Origin of the sequence: uncultured Eudoraea sp., assembly GCF_947258525.1 — a bacterium.
In the GTDB taxonomy this organism is placed as follows: Bacteria; Bacteroidota; Bacteroidia; order Flavobacteriales; family Flavobacteriaceae; genus Eudoraea.
In genome coordinates, this window is sequence record NZ_CAMYIP010000114.1 from 13,027 (window position 1) to 32,003 (window position 18,977).

Annotated in this window: 13 protein-coding genes; 8 read left to right on the forward strand and 5 right to left on the reverse strand. The window is 37.5% G+C overall.

Annotated features, from left to right (window positions below):
• Window positions 1–93: 93 nt before the first annotated feature.
• Window positions 94–4,062 (forward strand): AsmA-like C-terminal region-containing protein, encoded by a 3,969-nt coding sequence (locus Q0X89_RS08495; RefSeq protein ID WP_297693111.1) that lies wholly within the window; start codon window positions 94–96, stop codon window positions 4,060–4,062.
• A gap of 92 nt (window positions 4,063–4,154) precedes the next feature.
• On the opposite strand, the gene Q0X89_RS08500 is transcribed toward Q0X89_RS08495, so the two are convergent.
• The 4 genes from Q0X89_RS08500 to Q0X89_RS08515 form a co-directional block, all read right to left on the reverse strand.
• Entirely contained in the window at window positions 4,155–5,477 is a 1,323-nt protein-coding gene (locus Q0X89_RS08500; RefSeq protein WP_297693113.1) for a prolyl oligopeptidase family serine peptidase, read from the reverse strand.
• Between the two features lie 135 nt (window positions 5,478–5,612).
• A complete protein-coding gene (locus Q0X89_RS08505; RefSeq protein ID WP_297693115.1) occupies window positions 5,613–6,281 on the reverse strand; it encodes an O-methyltransferase in 669 nt (222 codons plus the stop codon).
• Between the two features lie 57 nt (window positions 6,282–6,338).
• Window positions 6,339–6,848: a PepSY domain-containing protein gene (locus Q0X89_RS08510; protein WP_297693117.1), complete on the reverse strand. Its 510-nt coding sequence runs from the start codon at window positions 6,846–6,848 to the stop codon at window positions 6,339–6,341.
• A 349-nt stretch (window positions 6,849–7,197) separates the two neighbouring features.
• Window positions 7,198–9,564, reverse strand: a complete 2,367-nt coding sequence (locus tag Q0X89_RS08515; RefSeq protein WP_297693119.1) for an outer membrane beta-barrel family protein — start codon at window positions 9,562–9,564, stop codon at window positions 7,198–7,200.
• A gap of 230 nt (window positions 9,565–9,794) precedes the next feature.
• Here Q0X89_RS08515 and Q0X89_RS08520 point away from each other — a divergent pair, with 230 nt between their 5' ends.
• The 3 genes from Q0X89_RS08520 to Q0X89_RS08530 are packed head-to-tail and all read left to right on the forward strand — an operon-like array spanning window position 9,795 to window position 12,414.
• Entirely contained in the window at window positions 9,795–10,814 is a 1,020-nt protein-coding gene (locus Q0X89_RS08520) for a sensor histidine kinase (protein WP_297693121.1), read from the forward strand.
• Window positions 10,811–11,515: a LytTR family DNA-binding domain-containing protein gene (locus tag Q0X89_RS08525; protein WP_297693123.1), complete on the forward strand. Its 705-nt coding sequence runs from the start codon at window positions 10,811–10,813 to the stop codon at window positions 11,513–11,515. Before Q0X89_RS08520 ends, Q0X89_RS08525 begins: the two co-directional genes overlap by 4 nt.
• A 14-nt stretch (window positions 11,516–11,529) precedes the next feature.
• Window positions 11,530–12,414, forward strand: a complete 885-nt coding sequence (locus tag Q0X89_RS08530; RefSeq protein ID WP_297693125.1) for a dienelactone hydrolase family protein — start codon at window positions 11,530–11,532, stop codon at window positions 12,412–12,414.
• Between the two features lie 77 nt (window positions 12,415–12,491).
• Here the strand turns inward: Q0X89_RS08530 and Q0X89_RS08535 are convergent, their stop codons facing one another.
• Window positions 12,492–14,123, reverse strand: a complete 1,632-nt coding sequence (locus tag Q0X89_RS08535; protein WP_297693127.1) for a carboxylesterase family protein — start codon at window positions 14,121–14,123, stop codon at window positions 12,492–12,494.
• 109 nt (window positions 14,124–14,232) lie between these two features.
• Between Q0X89_RS08535 and Q0X89_RS08540 the strand changes: the two genes are divergently transcribed.
• From Q0X89_RS08540 to Q0X89_RS08555, 4 genes are all read left to right on the forward strand, one after another.
• The gene (locus Q0X89_RS08540; RefSeq protein ID WP_297693129.1) at window positions 14,233–14,970 is read left to right on the forward strand and encodes an NUDIX domain-containing protein; all 738 of its coding nucleotides are present in this window, start codon (window positions 14,233–14,235) and stop codon (window positions 14,968–14,970) included.
• A 74-nt stretch (window positions 14,971–15,044) separates the two neighbouring features.
• Entirely contained in the window at window positions 15,045–15,911 is an 867-nt protein-coding gene (locus tag Q0X89_RS08545; RefSeq protein ID WP_297693132.1) for a TIM barrel protein, read from the forward strand.
• Window positions 15,912–15,920: 9 nt separating this feature from the next.
• Window positions 15,921–17,294: an FAD-binding protein gene (locus Q0X89_RS08550; RefSeq protein ID WP_297693134.1), complete on the forward strand. Its 1,374-nt coding sequence runs from the start codon at window positions 15,921–15,923 to the stop codon at window positions 17,292–17,294.
• Between the two features lie 21 nt (window positions 17,295–17,315).
• Window positions 17,316–18,932 (forward strand): carboxylesterase family protein, encoded by a 1,617-nt coding sequence (locus Q0X89_RS08555; protein WP_297693136.1) that lies wholly within the window; start codon window positions 17,316–17,318, stop codon window positions 18,930–18,932.
• Window positions 18,933–18,977 lie beyond the last annotated feature (45 nt).

The following is an 18,977-nucleotide window of genomic DNA, read 5'->3' on the forward strand; positions in this document are numbered from 1 at the left end:
TATTATCAAAAATCAATATAGCCCTCAACTCAAAAATGCTTAATTTTATTCCAGGCTTATTTATTGCTTTCTTCACCTTAAGGAAAGAGTCTCATGCTTAAAAAACTTTTAAAATTTGTTTCCGGATTATTGGTGATTCTGGCTATCCTGTTCCTCGCAACTTACTTTTATGTAACGAGCCATAAAGAAGAGGTTGCCAACTTCATTGCAAATACGATCTCAGAGAATCATAGGGGCACCGTGAGTTTTGAAGACATGACCATGAAAAGCTGGGGCAGATTTTCAAATCCGGCATTCCACATTACAAATATGGTGCTATTGGACTCAACTGAGAATAAAATAGCCCGTTTAGAAATAGAGGATGCATATGTTAATATCTTCGTCAAGAGTCTTTTAAAAAACCAGATTCAGGTAAAATCTGTTGAAATAAACACCGCAAAATATACTGCGATCACCAAAAAAGAGACCTTTTCTGATTCCATTTACGAAAAAGAAACCCAGCATCCCAAAGCGAAATCACCCGAACCTTTTGCGCCATTTAAAATGGATCTGGACATTGAAGATTTTGTCGTTGATATTCAGAACGTTCCGCGTAATAAAGCCATACAATTTAAGCTGAACAAAGTATCATCAATAGTTAATTTTGAGCAGGATAAGATTACGTCCTCAATGGATTTGGAGGCTGCTGTTGAGCAATTGGGATTCAACCTGGAGAAAGGAAGCTACCTCAAAGATTCAAGAGTTTCAGGTTCAATGAATCCTGTGCTTGATTTGAAATCCAATAAGATCTATATTCCGACCTTTGATTTATCTATAAATGATCAGGTTTTTAAACTTGCAGCCGATTTCAATACGGCAAACAAGGGTAGTTTTGCGTTTAAGATTGAGAATGAAAACACAGATTATTTGCCTACGGTGAACCTTGTGTCGGACAATATTCAACAAAAACTCAGCAATTATGTTATTGAAGAGACTTTTTATACCTATACGACTTTGGAGGGTAGTTTCGCACCATTTTCCAATCCACTAGTCCATATTGAATTTAAGGCCACCAATAATAGGGCTAAAATAGCAGATCGGTATATCCTGGATTCATTGGCATTTGATGGAAGTTTTAAAAATAGGATCTATGAAGATGACCGTGCAAAAACCGAAGATAAAAAGAACTTAAAATTAAATTTCAATACCATTGTTGGCAAATACAAAGAGACAGCTTTTGAAATACGTGATGGTCTCTTAAAAAGCACTCCTGAAACCAAAGCATATATTGAAGCAGCCTTGAATGCCCAAGGTAAACCGGAGAATTTGATTTCAATACTAGATGACCCCATTTTTAGACTTAAAGACGGTAACTTCAACTTTATGGCAGATATCAAGGGGGATGCCGGCACTGCAGCAGAATTTCTTGCTTCATCCAATATGGAATTGAATGTATCTAAGACTTCATTGATTGACAACGAAAATAAAATTACTATACCTATAGAAGAATTAAAACTTCATTTAGAAAAAGATAATGCGGTTTTAGATATAATGAAGCTGCAAATGACCTCAGGTGATAAGCTGATAATAGATGGACAGGCAGGCCCCTTTTCAGCTCTTTTATCGGGAGAATCGAAGAATTTGGTTTCTTCAACTTTAAATTTCAGATCAAATAAATTGAACTGGAAAGACTTCCTTGAAATTTTTGATGACCCACAAAAAAACAACAGAGAAAAGAGAAAAGATCCTCAATTTGTATTGCATGATATATTTAAAAAAATCTATCAAAAATTCAACCCTGACATTGACATAGCCATTAAAAAATTTCAATATGAAACCCTGGTTTTGGACAACTTCTCAACCGATTTGTCTTTTAGTGATGTAAATAATCTTCATTTAACCAATATGGGGTTTGATATTCCTTCCGGGAAAGTAAAGCTTGTTGCCGATTTGAACTATGAAAAAGAAGAAGAGATCTTGGTAAGTGCAGATTTTGATGCATCAGGCGGTGCGGTTTTTTTAAATGATTTATTTAATAATGATACATTTCTCTTCAAAAGCGGCCGCTTTGATCTAATTGCAGATATAACGGGCAACTTAATGCAGTTAGAAAGCCTGATACTGGAAGCCAAAAGCTCAATAAATCTATACAATGGAAGTGTTTTTTATAAACCAATGGATCTGATTGTACCTATTGATCTCCTGGATGTAGAAATTATTGACAATCGTGCAATTCTTAATTCTTTAGAAATTACAGTGGGCTCAGAGGATAAATTAAATTTTTCGGGTGAATTAGATGATTTATTGGCCCTTATCTCTTCAAACTCAAAAAATCAGGTGACCTCTTCGCTCTTGCTTCATTCTGACAAATTACAATGGGATGATTTTTTACAAGTCTTTGCCCATGATAGTGAAAAGCACATCAGTCAAAAAAAGGATGCGGAAAGCAGATTAAAAGAAACATTACGGGGAATCTATATAGATTTTAACCCACGTATTGGCATTAGTATTGACAAATTTCAGTACAAAGATTTTATGACCCTCGAAAATTTTAAGACCGGGCTGCATTATAGAGACGTAAATAACTTGGTGTTGGAAGAAAGTGGTTTTAATTTTAATTCTAATGCTCAGGCAGACTTTTCAGCCCAGTTAGATATCTCTAAACCGGGGGAAACCTTAGTAAACATTGATTTTGAAGTTAAGGCAGACCCTTCACAATTAAATGATATACTCAATTATGATACTTTTTTACTTGAGGGCGGGTCTTTAAAACTGACTGCGAATATAAATGGTGATATTGAAGAAATGAATGAACTGATAAGTTCCTCAAGCAGTAAGTTCATCATTGAAAATAGTTCTTTGATTCATAACACAAGTCAGACAAAGATTCCCTTCAGTATCCTGGAAATAGATATTGAAAATGATGACGCTATTCTAAAAACTCTTAAAATTGATTTGCCATCCGGAGATCAATTGGAGTTTTCCGGCGAGCTGGATAACATTACTTCAATTATACCTCAAAATAATTCGAATAGCACAGGAATGAGTTCAAAACTCAATATTTACTCAAAAAAACTAAGTTTCGATGACTTCCTTGAACTGTTTAGTACTAAAGATACCGTGGCACGTAAAAAAGTTACAAATCGAAACCTTGCGCTAAAAATTGCTGTTAAAGATTTTTATAAAAAATATCAACCAGAACTCTCTATTTATATTGATGAGTTTGTATTTAATAAACTTATCGTTAATAATTTTAATACCGGTTTTTATTTCGAGAATAAAAATCTTCTCTATCTGGAGAATACCGGTTTTGATTTTTATAAAGGTAAAGTGAACCTGGATGCTCATTTAGATATTGCAGATCCGGTAAAAACTGCTTTTTCAATTGGTTTTACAACGGATAACCTGGATTTGGAAAAACTTTTGACTTCCTTTGATTATTTTAATATTCCTTCAATAAAGGAAGCGGATAAAATAGCTGGAAAAGTAAGTGTTAATACACAAATAGAGGGCGATTTAATAGATAGTACAGGGATAATATCTAATTCAATAAAGGGAACTATTGGATTTGATCTGGAGGAAATGGAAATTAAGGGCTTTGATCCTATTATTAAGTTGGGGAATATAGTTTTTAAGAAAAAACGATTGGAAGACATTAGGTTCGGGTCCATTGAAAATGTACTCTATGTTGCCAACAATACCGTTGAATTCCCCCTTATGGAAGTTAAATCCACGGCATTCGATTTTTTTGTAGAAGGGCATTTGGGTTTTGAGGAAGTCCCAACCAATCTTTGGACAGGTATCCCACTTTCCAATTTTAAAAGTAGAGATCTTAATAATATTCCTAAAAAAACAGGGTATGTAGAGGCCGGTAAAAAAATATATATAGAAGCTAAAAGCGATAAAAAAAATAATATTAAATACAAACTACATTTGTCTGAAAGGCAATATTTTAAAGAAAGAAGTATACTTAGTGCGTACAGAACTCAGATGAAAGAAGACAGACTGCTTAGAAGAAAATATAAACGCGACACAAGAAAGAATGAAAAATTAGCCTCGCCAGATGCCCGTAAAACAAATTAGCTATGCCCTGAACTCACACGAAATGGAGATGGCAAAACATTATTGAGTACTAAACCTTCAGAACTCAATTTTTCTTTCTCATTACCCCATGGCTAATTCCTTTGCTCAGCCAACCATTCCATGATTGTCACTGGTCTGTTATTGAACAATACAGGACTCCCATCAAAATCAAAATTAGCGTGGTTTGCATGAGAATAGATCCAGGACCAATGCCCATTGTAATAATAATCATCTCCTCCAAAAAATCCAGTAATATCAGTTACATGGTCATAAAAGGAAAAATGGACGTTGTTGGCACCGGCATTAATTAATCGCTTATATAAGGGTACTACCGTCTTTTCTGGCACAGTTGTCCCATCGTCCTTGGCATGTACAAACCAAATAGGCACATCTTTGATTTTCTCGACTTGCTCATTGGTAACGTATTCGTTCTGATACGCCAATGCACTTATATATCCTGCAGCGAAATAGTCCGGGTTTAGGAGGATCAGTTTTAGTGCCATATAACCCCCATTTGAACAGCCTCCAACATATATTCTGTTAGGGTCAATATCAGGATGATCAGCCACATATTTTTTTATCAGCGCCAGTAAGGCTTCATTATAGATATCATTCTCTTTACCCCTTGTGTAAGCTCCACTTGAAGATTGCATCCAAAAGGTAGGACTCTGGGGTGCCAGAACATAAGCGCCTTTGAAAATTCTCTGGATATCTTTAGACGCATAGTTAGCGGCCCTATTCGCGATTAACGGAATACTTGGATCATTTCCTCCTTCCCCGCCACCATGCAACCAAATGATTAAAGGTAATTTCTGATCGTTAATCTCAGGTTCAAACGAGGCAAATGAGAGAGATACCTCATTGTGTGAGTAGGTACCGGTTAAATTAAACTTGTCAATTAATGGTAAAAACCTTTTAGATTCAGAATTCCATACCCTCTTTGTGGTTGAATCGGTAATGGTCAATTCATAATTTATCCATTTATTACTGCCCCTATTATTAACCCGGATGTATTTAATAGGCGACCCCAAGACATGTTCCGGACCAATAAACAGCACCAGGGTTATATGTTTTCCTTGTTCAACTTTGTTTCCCTTTTCATCAGACGTATAGGCGTATACAACTTTCCTGGCCCCACTGGCTTCTTCAGGACTCATTTCAACACCTTCATAACTTCTTTTTGCCGTAACCATAAAATTTTCTGCTTTAACTTCAGTCGTTGGTTCCTTCATATAGAGAATTATTTTATTAACAGCAGGACCCCAATCATATCCCTCAATAATCAGGTTATATTCCCCATCATTATCACTGAATGGAGCTGCTGCTTTTTTTGTGTGATCCCTATTTGCCAAAAGGATTAAAGGAATGGTCATTAAACCCAAAAAAATGAGTCGCAAAATTGCTTTTCTAGTCATATTGAATATTTAATTTTGAGTATTCTAGTATTTCCAACAAATTGATTAATCCGAGTTCTGTATGCTTAATAATAGCACTGCGCTATGTATTGGAACCAGCCATTCTCATAACTCCATGGCTTCAAGTACCTTCTTTTAATTATTTTTTACGCTTATGGCCAACCCACCTCCAGAGTTGTTAACTGTTGTTGTAAAGTTTTCCAGATCCTTGACATATGCCAAATAAGCCTTCGTTCCGGACATGCCACCTGCTCCCAGGGGACGCACATTATGCGCAGCGAAGCAACCCCCAGCTTCTAATTTAGGAGCTACATCAATAAAGTAGTTCGTATACCAATCCTTATCTGCATCGCTGAAAACAAAATCAAACGGACCCTGAATTTTCTTAACAAGATCATGCGCATTAGCCAATCTTGCATCAATATATTTTGACAAACCGGCTTCTTCAAAATTAGCAATGGCTTCCTTATAACGTCTTTCGCTAATCTCTATAGTAATGAGTTTTCCATTGGTTTTACTCATAGCCCAGGCGATCCAAATTGCAGAATGACCTGTTGATGTCCCGATTTCCAGTCCTCTTGTATAACCGTTCTTAATTATTATGTCATAAAGTAATTTACCATCCGTATCAGGCACATTTAAATCACGCCACTGGTTTTTTTTACTTTTCAGAAATGCCTCCACTTTCTTGTCCAGTTCCGGATTTTCTACAGAGTGTTGTGCAAGGAGATAATTCCCGGAAAAAATTACCATGATTATGTAAATAAAAAATGTCCCGGGTAACTGTGAAATAACTCTTCTCATAATTGAAATCTATTCCTGATACAATATAATGTTTGCTTCACTAAAAATAGTTAGAAATTACACAAAAAGCACTACCACAGTAAGCAATATACCTCCCAGTGCGAAGTATAACCCTTTTTTGAATATTGGCGTTTTGGGTTTGAACATCCAAAATGCCGAAACAGCAAAAAATAGTAGTGCTATCCCAAAAAATATATTCAACCAATACAAAGGATGCCCGGAATGCATTTTGTGCAACTTGTTCATATTATCCAAAATAAGTGGCATCTTCATCTCAACATAGCTCGCTTGTCCTGTAATTTTGTCGTAGGTTCCTCCTTCAAAATAGACCAGATTGCCTTCTCTCTTGTCTACCTTAAAGGCTCTTTTTCCAAGGGCACGGCCCAAATTTTCGCCTTCCAAACCGATATCAAGTTTGCTTTCAATAAGTACTTCCTTCTTTAAATAATCCGTATTTCTGAAGGTTAGTACAATACCACTTATAGCATATACTGCCATAATACCGGCTAAAAAGAACCCAAGATATCTATGGTAGGTTCGTACTTTTTGTTCTGTTTTTCTTCCCATAATTCTTCTAATTTTCAAGTACATATTTAACTACTTATAAAAAATTTAAAGTTTACCCCTAAAAATAAAAGTAACCTTCAAAACGCCATCAATCTTAGATAGAACTATGGCCTATTGTTTATCTTTTTATATACAAAGAAATATTTATGCTCAAATCCTAATTGCTATGGCATTTTCAGGTTCACTACAAATTAAACCTCATTTCACACTGATTCTGATTTTTCACCAAATTCAATCCAGTTTTGAATTACTTGTATCTTTAAAAATCTGTAATTATCCAATTTAATTGTACAATACTAAATTCAGTTACAATCATAATTGGTTGGATTTTATAATTTTAAGTCTAAAATTAACGTCTTCGCCCTCCGGAATAAGTCATGGCCTGGCCCTTACCAAATCCATAACTGATACCCAAGGTTAGAAATCGTCCTCTTTGGCTACTGCTAAACGAGTCAAAAGTAGTTTGGACAATAGCATTTTCAAAAATTCGAGAATTAAAAAGGTCCCGGACACTTAAGTTTACGACAACTTTACCCTGTACAAATTGCTTACGCAGCCCCAGGTCCATAAAAGCAGTTTCAGAAACTTGCCCCTGTACAGTTCGGTAACCTGAACGATAATTACCAGTGAGTTCAAGGTCAAAATCTGCGGGCAGGCTAATTTTAGAATTTAACCTCGTGGACCATCGTTCGCCATTAAAATCAAAATTCTGATCCTCAAAACTACCTCGGCGGTTAAATAATCCTAAATTAAAATCCCCATTTAATGTTAGCCACTCTAACGGGACATATTTTCCATTAAACTCAAACCCTGTGACCCCGTCTGTTCCAATATTCATAGGCATGGTTATCCGAACATTATCTTCAAAAGCAGAAACCCTTTCAATGGCATTTGTTGTATACCTATAATACAATGTGCTATTCAAAGAAGCACTTCCAATTTTAAAAATACTTGTAATCTCAAAAGAATCTGTATACTCTGGTTGTAAATTCGGATTCCCCGTTCGAATGTTGAAATTATCTCTGATATTGAAAAATGGGTTTAAATCCCAGAGTCTTGGGCGATAAATCCTTTTGGAATATCCTGTCTGAAAAGAAACATCTTTTGTTAACTTATATGTTGTATGAAAGCTTGGGAATAAATCTCCATATTTCTGTTCACCTGATTCATTTGTGTTCGCTAAAATCGTATTCAAATTAGTATATTCCAGACGTGCTCCTACCTTAAAGCCCCACTTTTCAACCTCATAGGAACCAGAACCATAGACTCCAAAAACGCTTTGGTTATAATCAAAATTATTAGTTAGGTCTTGATTAACAACCCATGCACCATTAATGAAATCACTTACCGAGAAATCATTCCCAACATTATTAATAACAAATTGAGAACCGACTTCTAATCCATATTTTTCGCTTATAGGGTTTACATAGTCCAATTGGAAAGTATAATCGGCTTGTTTAAATTCTGTCTGTGTTTGCTGATCTCCGGGAATATCCGTTCCGGAAGTACCTGAATTTATAAATTCAGATGCCTGATCTTTCCCAAAGAAACTTCCAATGGCACTAAAAGACAGGGTATGTTCATCGTTATTTTCAAATTCTTTTTTGTAAGCCAATTCATATTGCCATTTAGGATTGTTTGCCTCTGTAACTTCATTCCTGGTCCATTGTGAATTTTCTCCGGTGATATTATCTGTAATGCTGATGAACGTCTCCGAAGGCTGATCCTCAACTTCATAAGCAAAGTTCCCTGAAAGTGTAATTACATTTAAATCATTTATATAATAATCCGATCCAAGAGTAATATTACTAAAGGTCTCATTTCTAAACGCCGTTCCATAACTCCTTGTAGTAATATTATTTATAAGATCCTGATTAACCGACTCTGAATCTTGTGGTAAAGAGCGATATCCGGCACCAATTTGCGTAAAAAGGTTAAATTTTTCTGTTCTGCGGTTCAGGCTAAAACCCAGACTGTGATTCTCTGGAGCACCTGTATTAATAGTTACCGACCCGTTGAGGCCTGTCTTCTCTTCTTTTTTAAGAATAATATTAATTATCCCAGCAGTTCCTTCTGCGTTGTATTTAGCAGAAGGGTTTGTAATTACTTCTACACTCTGTATCATGTCTGAAGTAATAGTACCTAATGTATTGCTTGGATCATCCGCCAAAACGGAGGGCTTCCCATTTATTAAAATCTGAACTCCAGTACTACCCCTTAAACTAACAACTCCTTCTATACTTACATTAACTGAGGGAACATTATTTAATACTTCCAGGGCACCCATGCCTGTACTACTAATATCTTTCCCAATATTAAAAACACGTTTGTCGAGTTTAAATTCCATTCTTGAAAGTTCCCCTTCCACCACTACTTCTTCCAATTGTTGTGCATCTTCCATTAGCATAATGATCCCAAGATCTATTATGCCATTTTGTTGTGTTATATCTTCAAATGTTTTAGTCTGAAAACCTATAAAACTCACTTCCAGATAATAATTAGTACTGCTAACTGACAATTCAAAACTCCCGTCTTCCAAGGTTGTAGTGCCGGTTAGAGGTTGCCTTGAATCTTTATCAGCTGCGAGGACTGTAGCAAAGGCAACCGGAAGACCACCATTCCCTTCAATAACCGTTCCTTTAATTTGAGTGGCCTCCTGACTATGCCCAAGACCATTAAACAACAGCAGAGAGAAAATGAAATAGTATAGATTCATATTTCTGGTTTTGAAGTTCATAACATTAAAATTTAATTTACTTCCCAAAGATGTGAATACCTTTGAAGTCTTAAAATAATTCTACCGTAAACGACATTAGGTTTACGGTCAACAGTATGATATAACCTCATACTATAACAATTGTCGTTAGCAGGTTTGTTTTTGCAGTTTACACTTAGTCTTTTTTGGAAATGTGCCTAATAGTGTAGATTTGTGGTATTAGGGTGAATATGAATAAGATAACTCCACGTATTAGCTGGCAAGAACTTTTCTTTCAATTTGTATTGTACATTTTAGTTCTCCTTTTTTATTCCTTTGACAGGAATGACCCGGGTATAACATTGGCCCAGTTAATTTTCTTTTTGGTATATGCATGCGCTTCTGTTTTTATCACCTACTATTTAATGCCCAAATTTTTATATAACAAGAAATACTGGCATTTCTTTGGTTTTGTAGTTTTGGTCCTTTTAATCGTGATAATAGCGGAAGAATTATTAGAAGTTGTCTTTTATCCGGGCACTCCAAGAGCAAATTTTGCGGGTATTTATTTTGCCATATTTGACGTCCTTCCAATAATTGCAATCCTGTCCGGGTTTAAATTTGCATGGGATGCCATTGGCAAACAAAGTGAAGTAGAAAAATTGAAAACCACAATGCAGGAAAGTGAACTTCAATTTCTAAAGTCCCAGATAAATCCTCACTTTTTGTTCAACAACCTGAATAATCTCTATTCATATGCCATTGAACTTTCTCCCAAAACTCCTACAATAATTTTGGAATTAAGTTCGGTTTTGCGTTATATGCTCTATGAATGCAAAGAAAGATTTGTTCCCTTATCCAAAGAAATTGAACAACTGGAAAATTTCACGCAACTCAATGAGCTTCAGATTGAAGAAAGAGGCAAGGTAAGTTTTAAAGCCACTGCGATTAAACCCGGCTATCAAATAGCTCCTTTGATCCTCCTGGTCTTCATAGAAAATGCATTCAAGCACAGTCAATCAGGTCAATCCAGCAATATCAGGATAGACGTAGACATTAAAATGGTCGGAGATACCCTTCATTTTAATTGTAAGAACAATTTTCAGCCAATAACTGAGACTGAAAACTTAACTAAGGGTATTGGTTTGGATAATGTAAAAAAGCGATTGCAATTTTTGTACCCCAATGCTCATGAACTTAAAATCAATGAAACCCCTCATCAATTTGAAGTTGATTTAAAAATGGAATTGCAGAAAATTAGTTTGAAATGAATTGTATAATTATTGAAGATCAGCCCCCGGCTCAGCGCATCCTTAAAAAATTTATAGAGGATATAGGTACGCTGCATCTTGTAGGCGTTTTTTCTGATGCCATCCAGGCTATGGAATTTTTAAAATCCAACTCGGTTGATCTTATGTTTCTGGACATTCATTTGCCAAAGATTTCAGGAATAGACTTTCTAAAAACCATGTCCAATCCACCCCATGTTATTTTAACAACTGCCTTCTCTGACTATGCCCTGGAGAGTTATGAATTTAGTGTTGTAGATTATTTATTGAAACCTTTTTCATTTCAGCGTTTCGTAAAAGCTGTGGCCAAAATACCTTTAAAAAGTTCTGTTAAAACAACAGACATCACAGAATCTGAGATTCAGGAAAATCGTAAAGAAATCTTTATAAAATCGGGTTATGAGCATATTAAAATAACCATAAAAGACATTATATACATTAAATCAGATACAGACTATACAGAAATTATAACTGCTGAAAAAAAATATTTATCTTCAGAGCCCTTAAGATTCTGGGAAGAACAATTAAGTCAAAATCATTTCTTCAGAATTCATAAATCTTTTATCATTAACACCTCTAAAATTGAAAAAATCATTGGCAACCAGGCCTATTTAACCGGAGATATTAAGGCGCCTATTGGAAGAGCATTTAAAGAAAATTTTATGAAAAGTTTGTTAAACTAAACAAGAACGCTATTATGAAATCACTTAAAAAGGAAGATATTGAACAGGAAGTCTTTGACTTGTATGATGACTACGCGCACAACAAATTACAAAGACGGGAATTTATTGAAAGACTGTCTCTGTATGCTGTGGGAGGTATTACGGTGGCATCACTGATGAGTTTCCTGATGCCCAATTACAAGGATACCATGTTGGTGCCTGCCAATGACCCAAGGTTGGATTCTGATTATATCAACTATGAATCTCCAAAAGGTGGGGGAACAATTAAAGGACTGCTTTCCAAACCTGTGGATGCCAAAGGAAAATTGCCCGGCATAGTTGTAGTTCATGAAAACAGGGGCCTCAACCCGTACATTGAAGATACGGCCAGAATGGCGGCTTTAGAGGGCTTCATAACCCTTGCACCAGATGCACTGACTCCTCTTGGCGGATATCCGGGAAATGATGATAAAGGCCGTGAAATGCAAAGAACGCGGGACCGCAATGAAATGCTGGAAGATTTTATTGCTGCTTATAAATACTTAAAGGCACATGAGGACTGTAGTGGTAAAATTGGTGTTGTTGGTTTTTGTTTTGGAGGATGGATCTCCAATATGATGGCCGTTCAAGTGCCAGGTCTCTCAGCTGCAGTGCCTTTTTACGGCGGACAACCCAAAGAAGATATTGATAAAATCAATGCCCCTTTAATGTTACAGTTTGCCGGATTAGATAAGCGGGTAAATGAAGGCTGGCCGGCATATGAGGCGGCATTGAAAGCAAATAACAAAGATTATGTGGCCTATACTTACCCTGATGTCAATCATGGTTTCCACAACACAACCACACCGCGATACGACAAAGAAGCAGCGGAACTAGCATGGAAAAGGACCATTGAATTTTTTAATAAGAATCTGAAATAAATGGCGCTTGATCTGTAGTGAATACAAGCAAATAGGTACCGTTCTAAGTTAATAGTTCAAACAAAAAACCTGCTTGCTTAATTTCCATAAGATTTCTCCAAAAACTTATAGCGGGCATCATTTCCTGCATTTTTGGCTACACTCACTGTATTAAGAATCATTACCGGTGGTGTCTTATCATTAGCCTCCGCAGAGGGCCACTCAGGCAGATTTTCCCCATTTGGGTTACCGGTCATTATAAAATTGGCAAAATAATTCTGCATGGTTTCTGAGACTATGAAATCATCCTCGGTCCATGCATAGTCATCCACGAGGTGTAAATTTCCCATGCAATATTCTATTTCACAGGCATGCGAAGCTCCTATAGGCTCAGGTTTTTTTGGAGCATCAGAATTTTTGGCCACGGTACCTCCTGCCAAACCAGGTTCCAGATTCTGATCTTTAAGTGGTGGTCTTATTCTGCTGTAAAGATACCTGTAAACAGGCTGGTTACTATTTTTACGATGCAGGTCGAACCACTTCCAGGTACTATAGGCAATAAATCGGTCCGAGGCCAGGTCTGTAGCAGATCTTTCTATTTCCTTAAGGGAACTATGGGGATATAGTTGTAATACTTCTTCATGGGTATCGGGGTATACCTCCTTAACCTTAGCTACATAATTCTCCTCTGAATAAGGCTGTCCCTGCATAAATGCCATTCCGGGAATCTCAGCTGAATTCCACCCCAGCAATAAAGGAACCTGAGCCTGCTCTTGAGCATTAAATATCTGAGGTAAGGTTTTTGGTAAGAAGTAACCGTCAATCACCATTGGAAAACCAAATCGCTTAGATTCGTTATAAATTTCATAGATGTCTCTTGTACTTAATTTCCTTAGCTGTTCAATAGAAGGGTATCCTGCGTTTTGTGCAAACTCCAGCCCTATGTTTTCAGCCTCTTCCAAAGAAACGGGAGCCAAAGTAGGATTAATACAAGCGCCACTCTCCCCTATTGCCCCGGCTATCAAATCCTTGGATAGTGGTGACGCCATTTGAGCACTAACAGCTATGGAACCGGCAGACTCTCCGGCTATGGTAACTTTGTTAGGATCGCCCCCAAAAGCAGCAATATTTTTATTCACCCATTTTAAGGCCGCATGCTGGTCCAGTACACCATAATTGCCCGAAGCCTTATACGGAGCCTCTGCACTTAGTTCGGGGTGAGCTAAAAATCCAAATATATTGAGGCGGTAGTTGGTAGTAACCACCACCATGCCCTTTTTAGCCATACTTTCACCGTCATATCTGTATTCAGAGGCATCACCTGCTACATTACCACCACCATAGAAATAGACCAATACAGGCAGGTCTTTTGTATTCCTGTTTGCGGGTGTCCAGATATTAAGATGCAGACAATCTTCACTTACACCATCGGAACGCGATTTCATATCTCCAAATACCATGGTTTGCATCGGGCGCGGTCCAAATTCCTTAGTTTCCTTTACACTCTCCCAATTGTCCAAAGGTTGTGGAGCCCTCCATCTTAAGTCTCCAATCGGGGGTTTGGCAAAAGGTACACCAAAGTAAGTCTGAATACCGGTATGCGTGTCATAATTACCCTCAATTATGCCATTCTCTATCATAACCTGAACAGGAAATGCATTATTATTTTGTGCTTTTCCAACAAAGCTTAAAAGCATTAAGAACACAGAAAAAATCGCGACGGTTTTCATGGGCTGAAGTGTTAAAGTTTTATTATTGTCTCATTTTGTTACAATAATACTTTTTTTTCTTGATATTTTATCATTTATTTGAAAGAAAATTAATCTTGTTGGGCATAAAATGAGCAAAATTCTACCTAGCGTTGACGAATATATTCCGCACCTGGCATACGATTCGGTAATATTTGGCTTTAATGGAGAACAATTAAAAATTCTAATTCTTGAATACCACAATACCGGTTTATTTGCATTGCCAGGGGGATTTGTCAGGCAAAATGAAAACCTGGATGATGCCGTTAAACGAGGTTTAAAAGAGCGAACCGGACTGGATAATATTTATCTGGAACAGTTTCATACGTTTGGTGACTTATCCAGACCAGACCCTGATGTGATGCGCACCATCTTAGAAGCCAACGATCATGAGGTTGAAGAGGGAAATTGGTTATTAGACCGATTTATTTCCGTAGCATATTACGCTTTGATTAATTATAACAGTGTGGAACCTAAACCCGATGAACTTTCAGATTCTATAAATTGGTATGCTGTTGACAAATTGCCTCCTTTAATGATGGACCACGGGAAAATAGTTGAAAAAGCCCTTGAAACGCTAAGGAACAACCTGGAGAAAAAATTAGTGGGTATGAATCTTTTGCCCTCAAAATTTACCATGAAGGAATTGCAACTTGTTTATGAGGCTGTTCTGGGAGAGAAACTGCGCAGAACTACATTTCAAAGAAAAATATTGGGCCTTGATATTTTAAAGAGGCATGAAAAGTTATTTACCGGGGCAGCCCACAAAGCACCTTACCTATATAGCTTTAAAAATAAAGCCCCCATTGAACATCAAGAACATGCATAAAATTATATCCGAAGGAGTCAAATCCTATATACTTAAAACTCGATTAACTTAATTACTAAAAAAATTAGAATCTTATGAAAAATACATCTATCAAGTTCCTTTTATTCCTCTTTTTTTTAGGAGGGCCTTTCCTTAGTCAAGCCCAGAAAAAATCAGGCGGCCTGGCGCTTTATACTGTACGTGATGACATGGCCACGAATGCCAGGGCTACCCTAATAGAAGTCTCAGAGGCAGGCTATAAAAATATTGAAGCAGCGGGTTACGAGGACAGTAAATTCTATGGTATGCCTCCTTCCGATTTTAAAAATTTGCTCGGTGAGATTGGTTTAAAACCAATTAGTACCCATCAGGGATCTGTAACCATGGAAAATGCAGATTCCATGATTGCCGACGTAAAGGAAGCAGGCTTTAAGTATTTTGTAATACCTGTGCCTCCTATGGGGCTTTTTAAATATGACCAGCAAACCAATACCATGAGTATGACCGGTGGTGCCGCCAACCTTGCTGAAATTATAACCACACTAGGTAAAAAATGCGAGGCAGCAGGACTTAAGCTGTTATACCATAACCATGATTTTGAATTTATGAAAGATGCAGATGGAATTGTTCCCATAGACTATTTATTGGAAAATACAGACCCTAAATATGTCAACTTCCAAATGGACCTGTTTTGGGTTACAAAAGCAGGTGCTGATCCTATTGCCTATTTTGAAAAATACCCGGGACGCTTCAAAATCTGGCATGTAAAGGATATGGATGAGAAAGGCAGGTTTGCACCAGTGGGTAAAGGAAAAATAGACTTTGCCCGTATCCTCGAGAAGAAAAAGCTATCCGGCATGAAATACTACATGGTTGAGCAGGATATGACCTTTGATGGCCTGCAACCAATTGATGCCATTAAAATAAGCCATGAAGGGATAAGGAAAATTGGTTTTAAATAAGAACCTCTTATGAAAAGAACGGAATTTATAAAAACAACCATGACATTCGCTACAGCTGCGGCTTTGACCCCTCTGGCATCTTGTAATATGGACAAGAAAAAAATGGGTGCAGAAGTTGAACCCCCAATGCTGCGCAAAAACTGGGCTGGTAATTACATTTATAGGGCTAAAAACTTACATGAGCCTAAAACTGTGAAAGAAGTGCAGACTCTTATCAATAAGCTTAAGGCCCAGAAGGCCTTAGGATCGTGCCATTGCTTTAATAATATTGCCGATAGTCCCTTGAATCAGATTTCTACGAAAAACTTAAAAGGAGTAATAGGTATTGACGAGGAGAAAATGACCATAACAGTTGGGGCAGGTACTAAATATGGAGATTTCGCACCTGAACTTCATCAAAAAGGATTTGCACTGCATAATCTGGCATCTTTACCACACATTTCGGTTGCAGGTGCCTGCGCAACTGCGACGCATGGCTCGGGTGTGAAGAATGGGAATCTTGCCAGTTCGGTTGCTGCTGTGGAATTAGTGAGCGGAAATGGAGAAATTATAAATATAAACAGGGACACAGACCAGGATATGTTAAATGCTGTAGTGGTTAATCTGGGTGCTTTGGGTATCATTACCAAGGTTACGCTGGATATTGAAAAGACTTTCGATGTACGACAAGATGTGTTCCAAAATCTGACTCTTGAATCCTTAAAGACCAATTTTGATGCGATACTTTCAGGTGGCTATAGTGTAAGCCTTTTTACCGATTGGCAAAACGAATTGGTGAGCCAGGTATGGGTAAAAAGAAAGGTGAATGATCAAATCCAGGATTTGGGATCCGATTATTATGGCGCCAAAGCGGCAGAACGTAATTTACATCCAATAACAGAACTTTCAGCAGAAAATTGCACTGAACAAATGGGGGTTCCAGGCCCGTGGTATGAAAGATTACCCCATTTTAAAATGGGTTTTACGCCAAGCAGTGGTAAAGAATTGCAATCAGAATTTTTCGTGCCCAGAGAAAGAGCTTTAGACGCTATTCTGGCCTTAGAAAAAAAGAAGGAGCAGATACATCCCCAATTAATGATAACAGAAATAAGGACCATTGCCGCTGATAATTTATGGATGAGCCCATGCTACCTCCAGGATTGTGTGGCAATTCATTTTACATGGAAGCAAAATCCTGAAGAAGTAGCAGAATTGATCTTAATGATCGAATCAGAACTGGAGCCATTTCTATACCGTCCGCATTGGGGAAAACTTTTCTCTACAGATCCTACTCTTCTGGCTTCACGGTATGATAAATTTCATGAATTTGTTGCCTTAGCTGAGGGATTAGACCCTAATGGAAAATTTAAGAATGATTATTTGGACTTGAACATATATATCTAATAAGAAATAAAACCTTATCTAATGAACAGATCAATTTTTAAAATAAGTTTAATTGGACTTCTTTTAGCAGTTTACCAAAATTTTGGACAGGAAGTCATTACCGGCGAAAATATCGCGGTAACCAATACGGAATCAGGAAAAGTTAGAGGGTATATCCATGATGGTACTTTTATCTACAAAGGAATTCCCTACGCCAAAGCAGAACGTTTCATGCCACCAACAAAAGCCGATTCCTGGGAAGGTGTTAGAAGTTCAACGATGTATGGACCGGTGGCACCCCTTATTACACCTACCACCGAGGTTAATGATGAACCGGAATTTGTTTTTGACCACGATTGGGGTTATCCCAATGAAGACTGCCTTAGGATCAATATTTGGACCCCGAGTATTGACGATGGCAAAAAAAGAGCCGTTCTTTTCTGGATTCATGGAGGTGGTTTCACCGCTGGTTCCAGTCAGGAATTACCCTCCACAGATGGGGAAAACCTCAGTAAAAAAGGAGATGTGGTAGTGGTTTCTATTAATCACCGCCTGAATATACTCGGCTTTTTGGATCTTTCTGCCTATGGAGAGAAATACAAACATTCTGCCAATAACAGTATTCTGGACATGGTTGCCGCCCTTGAGTGGGTACAAACCAATATTGAAAATTTTGGAGGAGACCCTGATAATGTAACTATTTTTGGTCAGTCCGGCGGCGGTGCAAAGGTAAATACACTGATGGCCATGCCGCAGGCAAAAGGACTTTTTCATAAGGCCGTAAATCAAAGTGGGTCTTTCCGGGCTTCCATGTTGGAAAAAAATGAAACCCAGGCTATTGCAGCTGAAGTACTCTCTAATCTTGGATTAAAAGAAAGTCAGGTAGATAGCCTACAGAAAATTCCATTTGAAATTTTGAGTTCCGCCGGCACCAAGGCATTGAAGATCGTAGAAGAAAAGATGAAAGCAGAAGGAAAACCTGTTTTGGGCTTTGGCCTCAATTGGGGACCCAGTCGTGATGGTGAAGATCTACCCTATCAGCTTTTTTCTGAAGAAGCTTTTATGCTTTCCAAAGACATCCCCTTACTATTAGGTACTACAAAAAATGAATTCGCGCCTTTTGCTAATATGCGGTTTGTCAAAGCCTCCGAACAGCAAATAATGGAGCATATTAAAGCGCAATATAAAGAAAAGGCAGATTCGTATATCCTGGCTGTAAAAAAAGCTTATCCAAACGACAAAGACCCAAAAGACCTTCTGGATGTGGATACCATGTTCCGACCCGGGGCAGTAGTTCAGGCAAACGAAAAATCGAAGATTCAGGATGGTGCTCCGGTATATATGTATCTTTTTACCTGGCAGTCACCAGTTTGGGATGGCAAATATAAATCCTTACATTGTATGGAATTGCCCTTCGTTTTCGACAATATAGAGCGGGGTAAAAATATGACAGGTGGCGGGGAAGCAGCACATGATTTAGCAGATAAAGTTAGCAATGCCTGGATCAATTTTGCCAAAAATGGAGATCCCAACCATTCCGGATTGCCTACATGGCCTGCTTACAACAGCACAAACACAGCTACCATGCATTTAGATAACACTTGTGAAGTAAAACCTCAATTAGATAAAGAATTGTTTGAGCTGGTAGGTAATAATTAGAAAATCCCATTAAAACAAAAAGATGAAATTACATAACAAAAAGAT